Source organism: Pseudoalteromonas sp. T1lg65 (assembly GCF_051930985.1).
Classification (GTDB): domain Bacteria; phylum Pseudomonadota; class Gammaproteobacteria; order Enterobacterales; family Alteromonadaceae; genus Pseudoalteromonas.
In genome coordinates this window covers 2,579,968-2,596,396 of sequence record NZ_CP196837.1, presented here as the reverse complement: position 1 = coordinate 2,596,396, position 16,429 = coordinate 2,579,968, and the positions used below count along the sequence as shown (strand labels likewise).

Annotated in this window: 16 protein-coding genes; 2 read left to right on the top strand and 14 right to left on the bottom strand. The window is 40.8% G+C overall.

Annotated elements, in window-relative coordinates:
- Positions 1 to 2 precede the first annotated feature (2 nt).
- Positions 3 to 971 (top strand): diguanylate cyclase, encoded by a 969-nt coding sequence (locus ACSLBF_RS11395; RefSeq protein ID WP_440053515.1) that lies wholly within the window; start codon positions 3 to 5, stop codon positions 969 to 971.
- 251 nt (positions 972 to 1,222) lie between these two features.
- Here ACSLBF_RS11395 and ACSLBF_RS11390 read toward each other — a convergent pair whose 3' ends face one another.
- The 10 genes from ACSLBF_RS11390 to ACSLBF_RS11345 form a co-directional block, all read right to left on the bottom strand.
- A complete protein-coding gene (locus ACSLBF_RS11390; protein ID WP_440053514.1) occupies positions 1,223 to 2,125 on the bottom strand; it encodes an alpha/beta hydrolase in 903 nt (300 codons plus the stop codon).
- 242 nt (positions 2,126 to 2,367) lie between these two features.
- Positions 2,368 to 3,309, bottom strand: coding sequence for a hypothetical protein (locus tag ACSLBF_RS11385; RefSeq protein WP_440053513.1), 942 nt, complete (start codon positions 3,307 to 3,309; stop codon positions 2,368 to 2,370).
- 446 nt (positions 3,310 to 3,755) lie between these two features.
- Positions 3,756 to 4,925 (bottom strand): metallophosphoesterase, encoded by a 1,170-nt coding sequence (locus tag ACSLBF_RS11380; RefSeq protein WP_440053512.1) that lies wholly within the window; start codon positions 4,923 to 4,925, stop codon positions 3,756 to 3,758.
- A 6-nt stretch (positions 4,926 to 4,931) separates the two neighbouring features.
- A complete protein-coding gene (locus ACSLBF_RS11375) occupies positions 4,932 to 5,507 on the bottom strand; it encodes an HAAS signaling domain-containing protein (protein ID WP_440053511.1) in 576 nt (191 codons plus the stop codon).
- Positions 5,500 to 5,883 carry a PadR family transcriptional regulator gene (locus tag ACSLBF_RS11370; protein ID WP_440053510.1) on the bottom strand — a complete coding sequence of 128 codons (384 nt, stop codon included), beginning with the start codon at positions 5,881 to 5,883 and terminating at the stop codon, positions 5,500 to 5,502. Before ACSLBF_RS11370 ends, ACSLBF_RS11375 begins: the two co-directional genes overlap by 8 nt.
- Positions 5,884 to 6,182: 299 nt before the next feature.
- On the bottom strand, positions 6,183 to 6,752 hold the full coding sequence (locus ACSLBF_RS11365; RefSeq protein WP_440053509.1) for a GNAT family N-acetyltransferase: 570 nt from the start codon (positions 6,750 to 6,752) through the stop codon (positions 6,183 to 6,185).
- Between the two features lie 110 nt (positions 6,753 to 6,862).
- Positions 6,863 to 7,330 carry a GNAT family N-acetyltransferase gene (locus tag ACSLBF_RS11360; RefSeq protein ID WP_440053508.1) on the bottom strand — a complete coding sequence of 156 codons (468 nt, stop codon included), beginning with the start codon at positions 7,328 to 7,330 and terminating at the stop codon, positions 6,863 to 6,865.
- A gap of 88 nt (positions 7,331 to 7,418) precedes the next feature.
- A complete protein-coding gene (locus ACSLBF_RS11355; protein WP_440053507.1) occupies positions 7,419 to 7,853 on the bottom strand; it encodes a GNAT family N-acetyltransferase in 435 nt (144 codons plus the stop codon).
- 159 nt (positions 7,854 to 8,012) lie between these two features.
- A complete protein-coding gene (gene ggt, locus ACSLBF_RS11350; protein WP_440053506.1) occupies positions 8,013 to 9,752 on the bottom strand; it encodes a gamma-glutamyltransferase in 1,740 nt (579 codons plus the stop codon).
- A 551-nt stretch (positions 9,753 to 10,303) separates the two neighbouring features.
- Positions 10,304 to 11,494 (bottom strand): aspartyl protease family protein, encoded by a 1,191-nt coding sequence (locus tag ACSLBF_RS11345; protein WP_440053505.1) that lies wholly within the window; start codon positions 11,492 to 11,494, stop codon positions 10,304 to 10,306.
- Positions 11,495 to 11,799: 305 nt separating this feature from the next.
- On the opposite strand from ACSLBF_RS11345, the gene ACSLBF_RS11340 reads away from it, so the two are divergent.
- Positions 11,800 to 12,042: a hypothetical protein gene (locus tag ACSLBF_RS11340; protein ID WP_440053504.1), complete on the top strand. Its 243-nt coding sequence runs from the start codon at positions 11,800 to 11,802 to the stop codon at positions 12,040 to 12,042.
- 193 nt (positions 12,043 to 12,235) lie between these two features.
- Here the strand turns inward: ACSLBF_RS11340 and ACSLBF_RS11335 are convergent, their stop codons facing one another.
- The 4 genes from ACSLBF_RS11335 to ACSLBF_RS11320 form a co-directional block, all read right to left on the bottom strand.
- Positions 12,236 to 12,571 (bottom strand): hypothetical protein, encoded by a 336-nt coding sequence (locus tag ACSLBF_RS11335; RefSeq protein ID WP_440053503.1) that lies wholly within the window; start codon positions 12,569 to 12,571, stop codon positions 12,236 to 12,238.
- A 191-nt stretch (positions 12,572 to 12,762) separates the two neighbouring features.
- Entirely contained in the window at positions 12,763 to 13,098 is a 336-nt protein-coding gene (locus ACSLBF_RS11330; protein ID WP_440056223.1) for a RidA family protein, read from the bottom strand.
- Between the two features lie 180 nt (positions 13,099 to 13,278).
- Positions 13,279 to 15,024 carry a CocE/NonD family hydrolase gene (locus ACSLBF_RS11325; RefSeq protein ID WP_440053502.1) on the bottom strand — a complete coding sequence of 582 codons (1,746 nt, stop codon included), beginning with the start codon at positions 15,022 to 15,024 and terminating at the stop codon, positions 13,279 to 13,281.
- 280 nt (positions 15,025 to 15,304) lie between these two features.
- The gene (locus ACSLBF_RS11320; RefSeq protein WP_440053501.1) at positions 15,305 to 16,303 is read right to left on the bottom strand and encodes a sphingomyelin phosphodiesterase; all 999 of its coding nucleotides are present in this window, start codon (positions 16,301 to 16,303) and stop codon (positions 15,305 to 15,307) included.
- Positions 16,304 to 16,429: the final 126 nt, after the last annotated feature.

Sequence of the window (16,429 nt, the reverse complement as noted above, 5' to 3'; positions counted from 1 at the left end):
CTATGCCGGCAGCTGATTTTGACATGAATGAAATCCACTGGTTAATGGATATGTTTAATACCGTTGACGTTGGGCTGGTGGTACTCGACAGAGACTATAAAGTCTGTGTGTGGAATGGTTTTATGGAAAACCATTCTGGGTTGTTGCCAAGCGCGGTAAAAGACAGAGATGTATTTGATCTGTTTCCCAGTATTGATGAGCAGTGGTTCCGCTCAAAAGCGGAACCTGTTTTTGTATTAAAAAACCGCTCATTCACGATTTGGGAGCAACAGCCTTATATTTTTAAATTTAAAAACTATCGTCCCATTACGGGTAAAGCGGATTATATGTACCAAAATGCGACATTTATTCCGTTAACTACGATTACCGGTGAAGTTGGTCATATTTGCGTGATTATTTATGACGTGACCGACGAAGCCATCAATAAGCTTGAGCTGGAATTACTGAATAGCGAACTGGAAAAGATCAGCCGCACAGATAGCCTAACTCAGTTGTATAATCGGGGCTTTTGGGAAGAAAGCTTAAATAGAGAATTTAAACGACTGAAGCGTAGCCAGGGTCAAAGTGCACTGTTGATGTTTGATATTGATCACTTCAAAAAGATCAATGACGAGTATGGACACAGTGGTGGTGATGAAGCAATAAGGCATATTGCTGACTTGCTTAAAAAAACCATCAGAGAAACCGACACCGCAGGTCGCTATGGTGGTGAAGAGTTCGCGGTGACCTTATTAGATACAGATGAAGAAGGGGCTGTGGTGTTTGCTGAGCGCCTTCGCCGATTAATTGAGAACTCATCCATTTATTACGATGAGCAGCAAATCAAGATTACGGTTAGTCTTGGGGTTGCGCTCTATGATGATAAATTTGCGAAGCATGAACAGTGGATAGAAGCCGCTGATAACGCGCTTTACTCATCAAAAGAAAATGGCCGTAACCGAGTGACAGTCTATTCAGAAAAACAAAAATAGCGCTAGTTAGCGCTATTTTGTTCACATTTTAATTTTCGTTTTATACCAATCCGCTTAACTAAGTGGTCTATTTTGAAGCAAGAAAACCTTGTCGATAGTTCCGCTCTCGCGTCCTGCTACCGCTAAGGTACCTACATCCATGCAGGCAAGGCAAAAATTTCGTTATTTAGTTGTTCTAAATGAGAAATTTTTAACGCAGCTATCGTCAGGTTTAATCTTTCAAAATGATTAAGTGTTATTGCGCATTGGTATTACTCAGCTAATGCAGTTTGCTTCCAGTCAGGGAAGTACTTTTTTCTAAATTGATAGTACTCAGTAATCGCCTTGGGAATGGAAATACTAGGATTTTCGTTGTGGCCAGCGCCTGCGCTGTAACTGTGGCCCCAGTAAATGTTTTCAGGTGCGCTTTGTTCTAATGCCTTTAGCAGTCCTTGAAAAGACCCTGTGATAATTTCGTTTTCTTCTGAACCCAAACTCAGATATAAATATTTAGGTACGCCAGTTAATGTTGGTAGCTGTTTTTTAAACTCTTTTACAACCACTGATTTGTCATACCATGCTGCAGGACTAAACGCGAAATAGCCAGTGAACAACTCTGGCTTAGTGGTAAAGGTATATAATACAAAGCTACCACCGGCAGAAAATCCAGTTAATATTTTGTTGTCATTAATGGGGTATTTACTTTCGATATAAGGTAAAAGCTCTTTTTCAATAAAGGCGAGAAACTTGTCGGCGCGTCCAAATATCTCAGGGTCATTTTCTGATGCGGGACGGGCTTCTATATTCACATCTTTTCGCGCGTAAGGTGGGACGAGATCTCGGTTTCGGGTGTCTGTCCAGAACTGATTAGGAATTGCGACAACAATTGAGTCTTCCGCTTTGCCTTTCAGTCCAAGCTCTTTAAGCTGCTTATCCCATTGTTCTAAGTTGAAATTACCATCGGTTTTAATGATCAGCGGATAGCTTTTGTCTTCATCGTAGCTTCTGGGACGACGAATAAAAATTTTCCGGTCTTCTTTTAACGTAGCAGAGTAGAAGCTTTCATCAATGAAGTCAGAGGTGTACTCTTCGAAGTAACTTTTTGCTTTGATATAAACAATAGAGGTAATGGCTATAATTGGTAGAGCGATTATTGTTTTTATTATTTTGTTCATGCCTTTAAATCCTTGATAGTGTCGTGAACAGTTTTCAAAATATAACACGTTTTAGTTTATTTTATAAAAAATAAAATATTATTCTTTCCTTGGCCTATTTACTTTGGTTTGCAAATTTATTTATAAATAAAGATAGCCTTGTTATTGATCTGTTTTTTCGCTGGTTCTAGTGGCTGGATATCTCCCAAGCTAACGATAAAAGCCGCTTGGGAGTGTGTTTTGAAAAGGATATTAATTACGTGTTATGACTCTTCTTTGACAAACATGAAGGCGCCGTGGTTGGAATTGAAGCTTGGATACGGGTTTGTTTCCTGCTTTTCAAAGTGATAGCCAACGCTAAACTTTCCGGCAGGGATAAATAAATATAGATCTTGCACTTTAGAATCACGAATAGCTTCTAGCGCCAGTTTACTATTAAAAATAAATGGGATTTCAACGGAAACATAATCTTTGCTGTTGTCTAACCAAGGGAAGTTTTCGCCACTGATGCGCGTAGTATAATATGCACTTACACTTACTGGAATTACACAACCACCGAGTACAGGTACTTCGTTTTGATATAGCCCATCATATTCATTTTTCATGAGCTGATAACGTTCTTCAGCGGTTCTTTTATCAAGTATTCCCGGACCTTTTACCGTTCTACCTGCGATTACTTTGTCTAGTCTATTTTGACAAAACTCATCGTTGGTCACCAAAAACTTTCTTGTTTGATAAGCGTTGAGCTCATTGTACTGCTTAGGCTCTATCACGGATATCTGATCGACTGGAATGTCATAAAGAGCGGCATGAAATCTAAGAATTTCTTCATCAAATAGTGTGACTAAATCTTTGGTAAGCAATGTCTGATTTTTATCAATCGCGGTCAGACCCATGATAAACATGCGACTAGCTCTATCTTCAGGGTTTAGAAGCATGCCAGTTAACCCAGCCCATCCAACACTACCTAATGTGGCATTCTTTTCTAAAGCGCTTAAGGCGACATTGAGTCCGTGATTGTATTCTACCAGTGAGTCTTTAGGTACCTCAGTATCTTGTACACTAAACAGACTAATGCTTTCTAGTAAGCGTCTGGCGTTACTTTTGTCTTCAAATTCAACCTCTTTAATATCTACAGGTTCTGTGCTTGTGGTTACACATCCTGCTGTTAGCGCAATAAGTAGTAATAGTGCTAAGTTTTTCACTAGATCAGTTCCCTAATTAATGTTTATTTCAGGGACAGTATACAGAAAGTCACAATATTGAGTAATATAAATTAACCTTAATGAAGTTTGACTATTACACATTGTTAACTAGAAAACCTGAGCTGCGTATAAGCGAATTTGCCCAATAAAGCTATTTTGCACACTCTCTTCGTTGTTTTCACTCGTAATAGCTGGCTATTACTTCGTAAAAATGCCTTGGTATTGAGCTAAATACCATCATTGGATGTTAAAAACTATGTGTCATCTTAATTTTGGATTACCAAAACCCTTATACGCAGCTGAGGTTAAGGAAAGTAAATGGACTGCAGTGCAGAGCCCGGATAAGGTTAGTCTAGTCTTTCAAGAGGTTCTGAAATCATGGCCGCTGGTTGATTTCAGAATCTCTCAATTTACAATAATGAAGCGCTCAGCAATAAGCGTTTGGTCTATAGTGCAGTGCGTTTGCCATCATCTAGTAAACGCAATACTTTACCTTGGTGAAGGTAAAGTCCTTGGGATGATTTACTTGGAAAGCTAGCAGAGTAGTCATTAGGATGCTTCACATCTATGGCGAACAACTTACCATCAAATTGTGTGTTGACATTGAACTGTAGCGTATGCCCGACAACAATACCTTTCGCATTGTAGCTGTCTAAGGTTGCTTGTAGTTGTGCATCATTAACCTCACCCTCAAAGTAACCTCGGTACCAGGCTGGTCCAGTCTTATTTGACACTAATAAAGTTTCTTGCTGATCTGCATCTCGCCGAGGGTAATAAAACTGTCGGTAGTGATTTCGGACTGTGTTATTGATGTCTGCCAGCGCGATATTGAGCTTGCTTATATCAGGGTGGAGCCCACCATGGGTAAAGATATAGCCATTTATTTTTTCTATGACATTTTTGCTGCTCATCCAGCGGCCAATCACTGAATTATCCGAGAACAAGTCACTTTGTGTAACGCCTAAAATACCGCTAATCGGAATATATTTAGAAGCCGCAGAGCTGAAGTCACCGTACATATTTTTTATTTCATGGTTACCAATGATGTAATGAACCATGCCACCTGCTGCTTGAGCTTGTTGTTCCAAATCATGGACAAACCAAAGTAGCTGTGTGGTACTATTGCCTCTGTCTACCAGGTCCCCGACAAGTACCAAATGTCCTTGCTCAAACTGCCACTTTAGCTGCTCATCTATGACTTTATGCGCTTGTAAAAAGTCGCGAAAAGCTTTGAAATTTCCTTCTAAATCGGAAATGGCGATAATGGGAGCATTATCGTTATATTCAGTTGCTGGATTGTCGTGTTTGGTTTGGATAGAGATAGGAATATGCAGATCTTCTAAAGCAAAATAAATGTTAGCTTCTATTTTCTCTGAACTATCGGTTATCGATGTATCGACCCAAAACCCTTGCTCTCGTCCTCCTCGAATGACTAAGCTTTCTACTTGATTTTTCTTATAAAAAACATGTGGCCCTTCACCACCTACCTTTATCGCTAAATCATCTGTACCAAAACTTACAGTGCCTTTATTCGAGACTAAAACAGCAAAGCCTAACAATAGGATTGCTAGCGAAACAAGGGTAAAGTGTTTTAAATATGTGAAGATATATTTCATAGCTGGTCACTCCTTGAATGATTTTAACGTGCGCATCAACGTAGCAGTAACACGTATAATGAGATAACCCACTAACAGAGCGACAGGAATAAACCACATACCAAGTAATTCATTGTGTAGCTGCTCAGAACTTTCTACAGCGCCAATAATAAAGCTGTTATTGTTTGAGCTTGCCCAAAGGCCGATATTATTAGGGGCGAGTAGTTTAGCAAACCCAAGTAAAATCAAGATGAAGCCAGTAAAGTAGCCAAACGCCGCTGTACTCCAATAAACACCTTTACTCACGGTACGTTTAACGATGTTGATCGCTGCCATGCCCGTGGGAGGAGGTGTTCCTTGTACGATGTGACTAACATATTGTTCTGCCAGTTCTCTGGGCGGACCAAATCGAGCCAAAATCTCTTCAACGTTTGCCGATTTGCCTTGTTGCTCGTTTAGATCAATTGCATCGTAAATATGGCTCTCAATTTCACGCAATACTTCATTACTTTCATTTGTCTCCAAACGCGCAAGATATAGGCCCAAAGACTGCAAATAATTGTGTATTTTATGACGTTCAGGGTGTTGTATATATTCACTCACTTTGCTCTCCTTCGCGATTTGTCGCATTGGGGCCTGGATTGGCCAGTAAATAGTTGATATCAGACACAGCTTGTTGCCAACGTTCACTTACTGCTGTTAGTTGCGTAGCACCTGTTTTGGTTAGGGAGTAATACTTTCTTGGTCGAGTCTCGCCTTCTTGAACCCATTGTGCATCGACTAAGCCCTCACGTTTTAGCCTATCCAACAAGGGATAAAGAGTACCTTCGGTGATGCGGGTTGTTGCAAATTGATGTAAAAATTGAAGCAACTCTAAACCATAGAGTGTTCTTCCTTTTAACGCCGCAAGTACAACTAAATCAAGCGTGCCTTTACGCAGCTGACTCTCCCACTTGGTACTTTGTTCTTTCGTACTCACCTGTCGTTTCCTTAAAAATATTTTCAACATAGTATAATGTAAAACACTATACCTTGTATTACATAGTATAGGTTAAAACAAAGTCACGACTTGTACAAGTTTCCTGCTGATTAATTCTTCTATCGATTCAATATTTTTTTAGGGAAGATTGGTAAAGTTTATTAAAATCAATATATTAAATTCTAATTTGAGGTGGTTGTTTGGTGGTCGTTAGAGGTTATGTTTGCAATAATAAATGGACTGAAAAAGGGCAAACTGTTTTATCGACCACGCTATCGCTGTCGCTATGTAGTAAAATTTTACGCGTGAGTGAATTCCGACTTTAGCAGCCCAAAGCACTTGAGGTCGTGAAATTGATTTTTCCAATAGCCACTTTGTCGCCTTAACCCTTCTTCCTTAAAGCCGACTTTCTTTAACACGCATTCAGATGCATCATTACCAGGAATAGTGTCACCCTGAATACGATTTAACGCGCCACATGCCAATTCGCCCGAGAATGCAGCTTGGATAATTCTGCGGATTGCTTCGGTGGTGTAACCCTTGCCCCAAAAATCAGGTAACAGATCGTAACCAATCACGGCATTTTTCATTTGTGGGTTCCACGAGTTGAATCCGCAAGTACCGATTAACTGATCTGACTCTTGTAATCGAATAGCCCAACGTATGCCTAATTTGTCTTGGTAACGGGTTTTAAAAAACGCGATTATCTTGTCGGCCTGTTCTAACTCAGTAAAAGCTTCTAGATCGTAATATTCGACAACAGCGGGGGTTGAAAATAACGTAAAGATCGCGTGATTATCGCTTTCTCGTATTGGTGATAAAGTTAGTCTTGCTGTTTTTAAGCTTGGAAATATTGTTTTACCGTCCATGAAATACTTTTTCTCACTTTTAATTCATTGAGTTTTATAATGCATTAAGAATAGAAAAATAAACAATTTTATTTATTAAAGTTTTAGCTTTTGATTTAAGATTTTTTTGTTCAAGGTTTTTCAGTTAAATACTTGGTCATAAATCGACTGTGAGGATCATCTGTGTAATCAGCAAAAGGTGGGCAATAGCTAAATCCAAACTTTTCATAGAGATTACGAGCTGGTTTAAAAAACGCTTGTGAACCGGTCTCTAGACTCATTTGCCGGTAGCCATTTTTCATCGCAACTTGCATTACATGGGTGAGCAGGGCACTGGCAACGCCTGAATTTCTGGCTGTAGATGCCGTTCTCATGGATTTTAATTCTACATGTTGAGAGCTAAGTTTCTTAATCGCAACGCAGCCTTGCAATTGGTTACTTAACCAACCACTGAAGAATGTGATGTCCGGTGACTTCAAGGCATCCACATCTAATGCGTGTACACTTTCTGGAGGAGAGGTGGCATACATATCGGCGAGGTGTTCTTCAAGTAATGTGATGACTTCGCCACCAGATAAATCATCAATTTTGATTTTCATTTTTAAATCCTTTTGGGTATTCGTACTGTTCAATAGTGTTTGCTAATCTTTCATTTTCTGAAAAGGTCTGGTGTTATCTTTGCTAACGTTAGCAGCGCTTTTTCTTTAAGTAAAAAAAATCGCCTTCATCGGCAACGAGTGAAAATCCATGGATGCGATAAAATTTCAAAGCGTTCAAGTTAGTTCTAAATACGCGCAAACTAATAAAATCTTGCGTGCAAAATGTATTAAGCGCTTTTATTAGATCTGCGCCGATACCACGGGATTGATACTCGGGTAAAATAACTAGCATCATAATATAATACTCATTTTCAATGCCTACAGTTTGTATAAAACCAACTATTTCACCATGGTATTGAATTAAGTAATTTTCACATTGCTGCCAACGCTGTTCAAAGTCATCTTTTTGCCAAGCGTCATCCCAACCCCAAATTTCCTTAATATGTTTGTGCATTGCTTGATGATAGTGTCGCCAAAAATAGGTTTTATTGTCATCAGTGGCCTTGTATAAGTTTAACTTCATCCTGAACTCACATTTAAAATGTCATTCTGTGTATTGAATGAAAGAGTATACGTATAACCGAAAGAGAAAATCTACTGGCTAAACATCTAGATAGCTGACAGATTTGCAATTTCATAAGTTGAAATCCCTTTCAACCTACGATGATGAGCAAGGTTTGAGCTAGTGTGCTGCCGCCACGCCATCTCTCCTTGAGTCAGAGCCAGCGATGTATCCTTTGGGCAGCTTCATAACACCTTGTCCACCACCAAACACTAGCCCTCGATTATTACCCAGAAAAACACTTTGCGCAGTTGCCATCAACGGGTTTTGCGGTGCATGTCCCATGGACCTGAGTTTATCAATGGTTGCTTCAGGAATGGCTTGTTCAAAGCTCACGTTATTTTCTTCCCAATGTCTAAAGCGAGGAGCATCAATGGCTTGTTGAATGTCCATCCCAAATAACACCATGTTGAGTAACACTTGAACATGTGCTTGTGGCTGCTGTGCACCACCAACAATTCCATAGCTTAACCAAGGTCGCTGTGTTCCTTGACTGTCAGTTTTGGTAACAAATCCGGGAATAATGGTGTGAAAGGGGCGTCTTCCTGGGGCAACGGAATTTGCTCTACCGGGTTGCATCGATAAACCAACGCCTCGATTTTGCAGCGCGAAACCTGTTTCAGGAACGACAACGCCAGAACCAAACGAGCCTGCCAAGCTATTAATGAAAGAGACCATATTGCCGTCGCTATCAGCAACACTTAAGTAAGTGGTTTCGCTGGTAGTGAGCGAGCTTTCGGGATCCGCTCTTTTCATAGCGGTATTTGTTTTAATGAGTGCACGGCGATTGCTAATCACCTCGTCCGAGAGTAATTGTGCTGGAGTGACTTGCATAAACTCCGGATCGCCCACAAAGTGCTCCAAGTCAGCATAGGCGAGCTTCTTAGCCTCAATAAGGTGATGAAGATAGTCTGCTGAATTGTGTTCCATAGACTGTAAATCGAATGGTTCTAATATTTTTAGCATTTCCAGTGCAGCAATACCTTGGCCGTTGGGCGGTAACTCCCACAGGCGATATTCTTTAAAAGTTACTGAAATCGGCTCCACCCAGCGGGCATCGTATTGCGCAAAATCATCGGCCGTTAAAAAGCCGCCGAGCTCTTGAACTCTTGCCGCGATTTTTTGACCCAGTTCTCCACCGTACATTACTGATGGACCTTGCTTTGCGATGAGTTTCAAGGTGTCAGCGTAATCTTTGTTGTAAAACCATTCGCCAACCTGTGGAGCTCTGGTTTCATCCACCAAAAAAGTGCTTCGAGCGCCCAAATCCCATTGTAGCTTGCTTTCGAACAGTCCCCATTCTGTTGCCGTCACTTTAGAGACAGGAAAGCCGTTTTCTGCCAAAGCAATAGCAGGAGCCAAAGCCTCTGCGAGCGTGATGGTGCCATGAGCTTCGAGTAGCTTAGCCCAGCCAGCAAGTGCGCCAGGAAGGGTAACGGATTGTGCGCCTTCATCCGGTACTTTGCTGCGGTCGCCGATTTTTTCACGCGTCATTAATGCGCCTGCGTGACCACTGCCGTCAATACCTATCAGACGTTGTTGCTCTTCAGACCAAAGTATTGCAAACATGTCTCCACCAATCCCCGTCATATAAGGTTCTACAACACTTAGTACCGCAGCTGCTGTAACAGCGGCGTCAACCGCATTACCGCCATTTTTGAGGACTGTAAGGCCAGCTTGGCTAGCCAACGGCTGGCTGGTGGCAACCACGCCAGTTGGCGCATAAACTGCTCTCGCTGTGTAGTTCTCTTGGGGAGAACCAAGGCCAGCACGAAATGATAAACCTGCTACGGCGGCGGCAATGGCCACAGTGATGCTTATTGCAACGAGCCAAAATAAAAAACGTTTTATTCCGTTCATATTGAATATGTCCTTTTTTTACTCAAATTTAATTATTGTTATGGTGTTTCTGAAGATGCATTCTGCAAAAACAGGATACCTATAGGCATAATTTAAACCAACATTTAATCTTTTAAAATCAATGGATTATTAATCTGCTTTTGTAAGAAAAGTGGGAAAGTGAGAAGGTTCGCGAAAAAGTGGTTAAATCTACGAAACAAATATTTAACAACTAGGGGCTCGAGGTATCGCGATTCTCACTATTCAAATTAAGCGATGATCTAAATCATTATGAGAGTTTAGCGTTCAGGTAAGCTCTCCTTCTCTGAGTTAGATAACAAAAACCAAAGTGCAATATCACTTATACGGCAAAATGTAGCAGTCAGCATACAGAGGAAAGAGTACATCAATAGTTTCTTATTTTTGGAGTTATTCTTTAGAAACGGTGATGCAATCGAATTTAGCTTGATTAAGCCAACTACTCGATTTTAAATTTTTTAATAATAATTGTTTAATAAAAACTCTCAGGTTTGGGGCCTTTCATATTCACAACATGAAAACAGTTTTTCCAGTTATGAGCTCAAGGTAAGTATTTTTCCGTTTATTGTTTCAATCGTCAGTTGGGGCGTGTCAAGAAATTCTCGAATGCCCATAAACCATTCACAATGGGTAGAAAATTGCTCGTTAGGGGTTTTGCCATTCACCCGTTTGACTTTGTCGCCGTACTTTAGAGGAAGTTGCGTTTGAGCAAGATTGCTCTCAATATAGACCACTTGCCAATATTCACGGTCATCCGTTATGCCAAATAGATAACCATACTCAAGAGGGACGGGTTTTAAGCTTTTTGGTTGTATTTGCGGTGCCAAATACATTTTATCATTTTTATTATTTGCCACGATTAAATAATTCGACAGTACCTTATTGCCTAACTTAGGATTGCTGTTGTCAGTGAATTCAACTTCAACATTTAAGGTTGGTAAATTGCCAATATTAAGTTGCGCGTTGGCTAGGTAGCTTTGTCCTTCTGTGGTGCCGTAAATACCTGAACGAGCACCATCTATAACGTGTAATCGCTCTTTTTTGTCGATTGCAACGCTCTCTGATGGCAGGACTAATCCGCCATTAAAACCCAAGTCTACGAGTACATCCTTGATGAGCTTCCCGTTCACGCGTATGTCGATTTTTGGCACCGCTGACAAGCTGTTGGTTTCCATGTCGATAGCGACTGCATTTTCAGGTAACTCAAAAGCTTGATTAAGGCTTTTTATTGTTAATTCAGAGCGGTTGTAATCTACCTTCCAGTTAGTTAGCTTTAACAAATTCCCGCCAATTATACCATCTGGTGCAATGCAAGGAGTGTATGCCGATTTGGGATAAGTTAGCATGCCTGCTGAAATATTTTTAAATACCACATCACCCAGTGCTAGGTTTTCCACGCGGGTAATATCAAGTACCTTTGAACGTCCAAAAGTATCTGAATTTGAACGGCTTAGAACAGGTTGAAGGCCTAAACGCTCTGCTTTTGCACTACTTACTTTGCTTTCAAATGCGCCACTATCCAAAAGCATCTTTAGCTCGGTCTCTTTAACTTTGGTTGTCAAAACCAATAAACCACGCTCTATTTTGAGTGGAATGACCTGCGAAAATGTTTCTGGTGCTTCACCTTCATTCAGCAGTAACCGGTGTCTAATGGTGGATTGGCAGCTAAATAACAGTAGGCACAACGCAAGCACTGATATCCACAAAATGGTTTTATTAGTCAATATATATCTCCTAGATCAAGATAGGGTGAAGGCTTAGTTCAAATTAAAGGATGAAAGTCAGTAATAAAAGTGACTTTAGTCACCTTTTCACAAGGAAGGTAGAAGGTTTGTTTTTTTAACTCTGCTTTATTGACTCCATACGGGCAGATATAGAGTTATTTTGCGTTAACTATTTGTGTTGTTTGTGATTTTTTTTGGTGAATAAATTGTTGTGGTTGTTTGGTTCTGTGGTTATATTTGTTTGGAGTGTAAAAGGAACTCTTTTATGCCGTAATTATAATTAAAACAAACTTAAAGGAATGATTATGAAACTATCATTAATCACTGTTGCAGCAGCATTTACCTTGACGGTATCTGCTTCAGCATCTGCATACATTAAAACTTTTCCAGAGTATTATGGCCATATAACTTGTCATAAGCCTACTGCAACTAACCCATTTAATATCCTTTGGAGCCGTGAGCTGACTTCTGGAAGTAACGCTGAAGCGAATTCTTTAATCGCCTTATGTGAATCTCAGGGTGGCTTTGCAGCAGATCACAGAACTTAATCAGAACAAAAAACCGACTTAATTTTCAAAGAGGGTTTCGCTTTTAAGCAAACTCTCTTTTACATTATCAGCTGTGCAAATTTTTGAGTATTCAGAGAAGACATTCCACTGATAGAGCTGACTTTCAAGAGGGTAGATGATTCCAACGCTCCGCAAAGCAGACTCATTTTGAGTCTGCTTGTCACTTCAGTGATTATGGACGATAAACGGTACGCAAATAGTCAGTGACACCGTCGCTACAGCGAGCACCATCTTCTTCACCTCTTGCTTCAACAGGGTAAAGACGAACTTTGTAGCGGTATTTCTCTGCGTCTAGGATACGCATATAGATGCCGCCAAAGTTGCCATCATCATAATCTTTGTGCATCACATCGAGTGTGCGACCGTCATAAGCACTCGTTGAATATATAGTAATGCCTGTTGACGTTGGTACAACACGTTCTATAAAGGCTTCACACCAATACGCCGCATTCGCACTGGTTGACAAAATCAAAGCTGCGGATGCAGCAAGTAGAGATAATTTTTTCATGATATTTCCTTATGATAATTTATTTGACTCGTTGAAAGTCGCAACTAATATAGGTACTAACCATGAAGCTTTGATGTGTTTTATGTGTCTTTTTTAAGCGATTGGTGTGTCAAAATTAACTCAGGCAGTCAATAAAAAAGCTCAGAACCGCTGAGCTTTTTTTGAGCAAAAATGCCGTGTGGCCAGTCGGGTTAGTTTGCTTCAGTGGAGCGTATTTCTGCAGCAATCACCGATATTTCGACCAATAAAGCATCTCTTGCCATGGCGGCTTCCACGCAGGCTCGTGCTGGCGCATGGCCTTCTGGGATCCAAGCATCCCATATCTCGTTCATCTCACTAAAGTACTTCATGTCTTTGATGTAAATGGTGGCAGACAAGATATGCTCACGATCACTGCCAGCTTGCAGCAATAACTCATCCACTTTCTCCAGCATCGTTGCGGTTTGTTCTTTAATGCCTTGATCTGCATCTTTACACACTTGGCCACATAAATAGATGGTGCCGTTATGCTTGACGATGCGACTCATGCGTTGTTTAGTATCAATTCTCTGTATCACGGGTGATCCTTTATGGAGTAAATAGTGGAACAAAACTAACTGGCGATTATGGTATCACTGCCTTCTTTGGTGCGTAACCACTTTTTCCTGACAGCCAAGAAGTGCTTGGGGTTAGGTCTTAGCAAAAGGAAAGGCTTGACCCCGATGCTACTATTCTGTGAGTGTCGGAAAAAGCACTTTCTTGCCAGAGGGGATAGGCTTTAGTTCGGGTAAACGTATATAGCTTGGATAGTCGTTATTATGCCACAGTATAATGTGCGCTAACTTTCCATCTTCACTGGTTTGTTGAGCCACCGCTGAAGCGCCATTGAAGTGTTTCTGGAAGTACCAATGAGTTGAAGACAAAGTGAAACGAACTTTACAACCTTTGCTTATTAGACGTTCAATGTAATCAAAGTTATTCATGTTTATCTTAATCGCTTGTGTTGAAGTTACTGGCTCAGCATTTTCTAAGCTGTTGCGGTACTTTGCTCTTTTCTGTGTTGAGGTCAACAGTAGCGGCTTGGTATTTGGACAGACTTCAAATACGTTGGCATGAAAATCCGTATCGGGTACGTTTATACTGAGCCATAACTGAGCGTGAATTTGACCCGATAATAACAGGTCATGTGTGAGTTTTTCGGTTTCAAAACTTATCGACCCATTCTTACTTGCAAGTAACGGTGTTTCGCCACTTAAGTCATATTCACTCGGGAGCGAAATTACGTGGTTAGGATCGTAAAAATACTCTGAGTAGTTATGTTCTTTGCGCACCGAGACGGGGGGAGTGGATGTTAGAAGGTGACTTGACGCCTTGGAGAAATAAAAGCTACGCCAGTTTCCTTGTTCGAGTTGCTCACTGACATGCCATTGATTTAACTTTTGAATGTATTTAGTAATTTTACCTTGAAGGTAGTTTGGCTTTTTACCATCTTTTAAGGTCCAGTTAAACCAGTCAAGGTAGATCTGGTCCATATCAAGCATACTTTGCTGACCCAAAACCAAATCACCTAATTTGGCTTTGGGATGGCGAGTACCGGCATGATCCCATGGGCCGATAACTAAATAATGCTGATTAAAAGCTGATTCATCGCCCCACTTTTGATGATTACGGTAGTAGCTTAAGGTGCCACGCTGATCGCCATCATAGTGTCCTGTGATAGACAGTATTGGCATGTTTATACGCTTATAGTCTTGGGCTTTTGGTGTGAAATCTTGCCAGTACTTGTCATAACTTGGATGTTGTAACCAAGTTTGGTAAACCGTTTGGTCATTGCCCGATAGCTTTTCTAAATCGGCAAATGCTAGGCCATCATTTTTTTGTTTGAGGTAAATATTATCCCAAAAGTTACCCACATAGTGCTTTCCCTTGCCCTCACGTGACACCATGTTAAGCCAAGACATCGCGTAATTAGTATAAATATTGTCTCTAAGCGGAAAGTCTATGCCAGGATAAACAGGAGCAATCGCTATCATGGACTTTAATGAGGGCGGTGAATGCTTTGTTATCGCCCATTGCGTAAAACCACGGTAAGAGCCACCCAAAGTTGCTACTTCTGCGTTGCTAAACGGTTGTTTAGCTGCCCATTCAATAACATCGTAGCCATCTTTTCCATCATTAGCGAAAGGAACAAACTGGCCTTGCGAATCACCGGTTCCTCGGCTGTCTACAGCAATAAAAACATAGTCATGGAGACTAAAAAACTCACCACGTTGTTTGGCTTCTTTTCGTCCATAGGGAGTGATCTGCACGATTACAGGAGCGGGTTGTTGGATATTTGGCAGGTAGATGGAGGCTTGCAGTTTAATGCCGTCCGAAAGAGTAATCGAAATTGCTTTTGTGCTTTCCATCGCATTTAAATTAATAGGGAACAGGGCGCACAGCAGAAGCGATAAAAATATATAGACAACGTTCATAGTAAACTTTCCTTATGTTTATACTTATCCGTTTGAAATGTTATCTTATAACATTTTTGAGGTGTAAAACAAACCACGGCTAGATAAAAAGCGAGTATCAGTAATTACTTAGAGCACATGCCTATGATTATGTAAGAACGGCTACTCATAACTTAGCCGCCGAAGAGATAGACGAATGAACACTAAAAAGGCGGACTATGCCGCCTCAAAACACATGTGAAGTTTGGGGTTTTATACCACTTCGGTAGTTCGTTTTAGCACCAAAACCAGTCGATTAGCATTAAAACTCGAAGTTAACCTGTACTGGGTAGTGATCCGATAACTCATTATAATAGCCATTATGGTAGTAGCGACCGCTACTTAGATTCCAATTTCCTTTCAAGTAGCTCCAGTACCAATTACTTTGGGCTTTCGGATAGCGAACTGTCATATTAGGTGTATTGCTGGGTTGTTTGTGGTCTTGATGCCAAAATACATAATCAAGGGTATCGTTGTACTCAAGGCTGTAGTCAAAATAATATGCATTGGCTTTGGTAAACCAATTGTATTTTGCTGGGAATGAGCCAATTACCGGAGTTTGAAAGTTCAATCCTGCGTGTAAAGTCGCGAGCATATCTGCCACTTCATGCTGTTTACTCCACTCAACATTCATATCGCCACCAATGATGACTGGCTCGTTAGAGGGAATATTTTCTGACTCAATAAAAGCTCGAATTTCGCTCAGCTGTGCTATGCGTACACGGTGTTCTTGTTGCGTATCGCCATCGTGAGTTGCTTGTAAGTGTGTACCAACTAAGTGATAACGCTGACCGTCTTTTTCAATTTCAACGTAGGCGAATCCTTTATTAGCTAAATAATCCCAACTGCCACTCAAGCTATTATTAAACACATGCGCTTTTTGTTTAATAATGGGATATTTAGAAATGATCACCACGCCGCCACGAATTACTATAGGGCTATTGGAGCAATTACCAGTTAACCCATCCCAACCACTGCCGCTGCAGTTTTGCCCGACATTTGGCGTTTGATAAGGATACATATCAGACAAAGCAGCAAGCGCCTGTTCGCCGTCACTGCTAAATACTTCACTAACAAGAATAATGTCCGGGCTGTCGCTCAACGACATCAATGCAGAAGGTAAACGCTCCGCTCGGTTAGCTTGGTCCCAATCCTGTACATTTAATTGCATAATGTTATACGCCATGACTTTAAGTGAGTCGGCGATACTATGGGTGCTTAACAGCATAAGTGCGCTGAACAGGGCATATTTTACTTTCATGTTTTTCTCCAATTTCTCATTATTCTTGTAATCTCTGTTGAGATACTTATTTGCCATAACACTGATTCGATTCAGTACCACAGAGTGAAAATATCGGAGCGAAAAGTAACCATGCTAAGTGTCATG

Excerpts from the sequence above, each read along its gene's own strand:
- ACSLBF_RS11395 (WP_440053515.1), top strand. The coding sequence starts at position 3 with ATGCCGGCAGCTGATTTTGACATGAATGAAATCCACTGGTTAATGGAT.
- ACSLBF_RS11390 (WP_440053514.1), bottom strand. The coding sequence starts at position 2,125 with ATGAACAAAATAATAAAAACAATAATCGCTCTACCAATTATAGCCATT.
- ACSLBF_RS11380 (WP_440053512.1), bottom strand. The coding sequence starts at position 4,925 with ATGAAATATATCTTCACATATTTAAAACACTTTACCCTTGTTTCGCTA.
- ACSLBF_RS11365 (WP_440053509.1), bottom strand. The coding sequence starts at position 6,752 with ATGGACGGTAAAACAATATTTCCAAGCTTAAAAACAGCAAGACTAACT.
- ACSLBF_RS11360 (WP_440053508.1), bottom strand. The coding sequence starts at position 7,330 with ATGAAAATCAAAATTGATGATTTATCTGGTGGCGAAGTCATCACATTA.
- ACSLBF_RS11355 (WP_440053507.1), bottom strand. The coding sequence starts at position 7,853 with ATGAAGTTAAACTTATACAAGGCCACTGATGACAATAAAACCTATTTT.
- ggt (WP_440053506.1), bottom strand. The coding sequence starts at position 9,752 with ATGAACGGAATAAAACGTTTTTTATTTTGGCTCGTTGCAATAAGCATC.
- ACSLBF_RS11340 (WP_440053504.1), top strand. The coding sequence starts at position 11,800 with ATGAAACTATCATTAATCACTGTTGCAGCAGCATTTACCTTGACGGTA.
- ACSLBF_RS11335 (WP_440053503.1), bottom strand. The coding sequence starts at position 12,571 with ATGAAAAAATTATCTCTACTTGCTGCATCCGCAGCTTTGATTTTGTCA.
- ACSLBF_RS11330 (WP_440056223.1), bottom strand. The coding sequence starts at position 13,098 with ATGAGTCGCATCGTCAAGCATAACGGCACCATCTATTTATGTGGCCAA.
- ACSLBF_RS11325 (WP_440053502.1), bottom strand. The coding sequence starts at position 15,024 with ATGAACGTTGTCTATATATTTTTATCGCTTCTGCTGTGCGCCCTGTTC.
- ACSLBF_RS11320 (WP_440053501.1), bottom strand. The coding sequence starts at position 16,303 with ATGAAAGTAAAATATGCCCTGTTCAGCGCACTTATGCTGTTAAGCACC.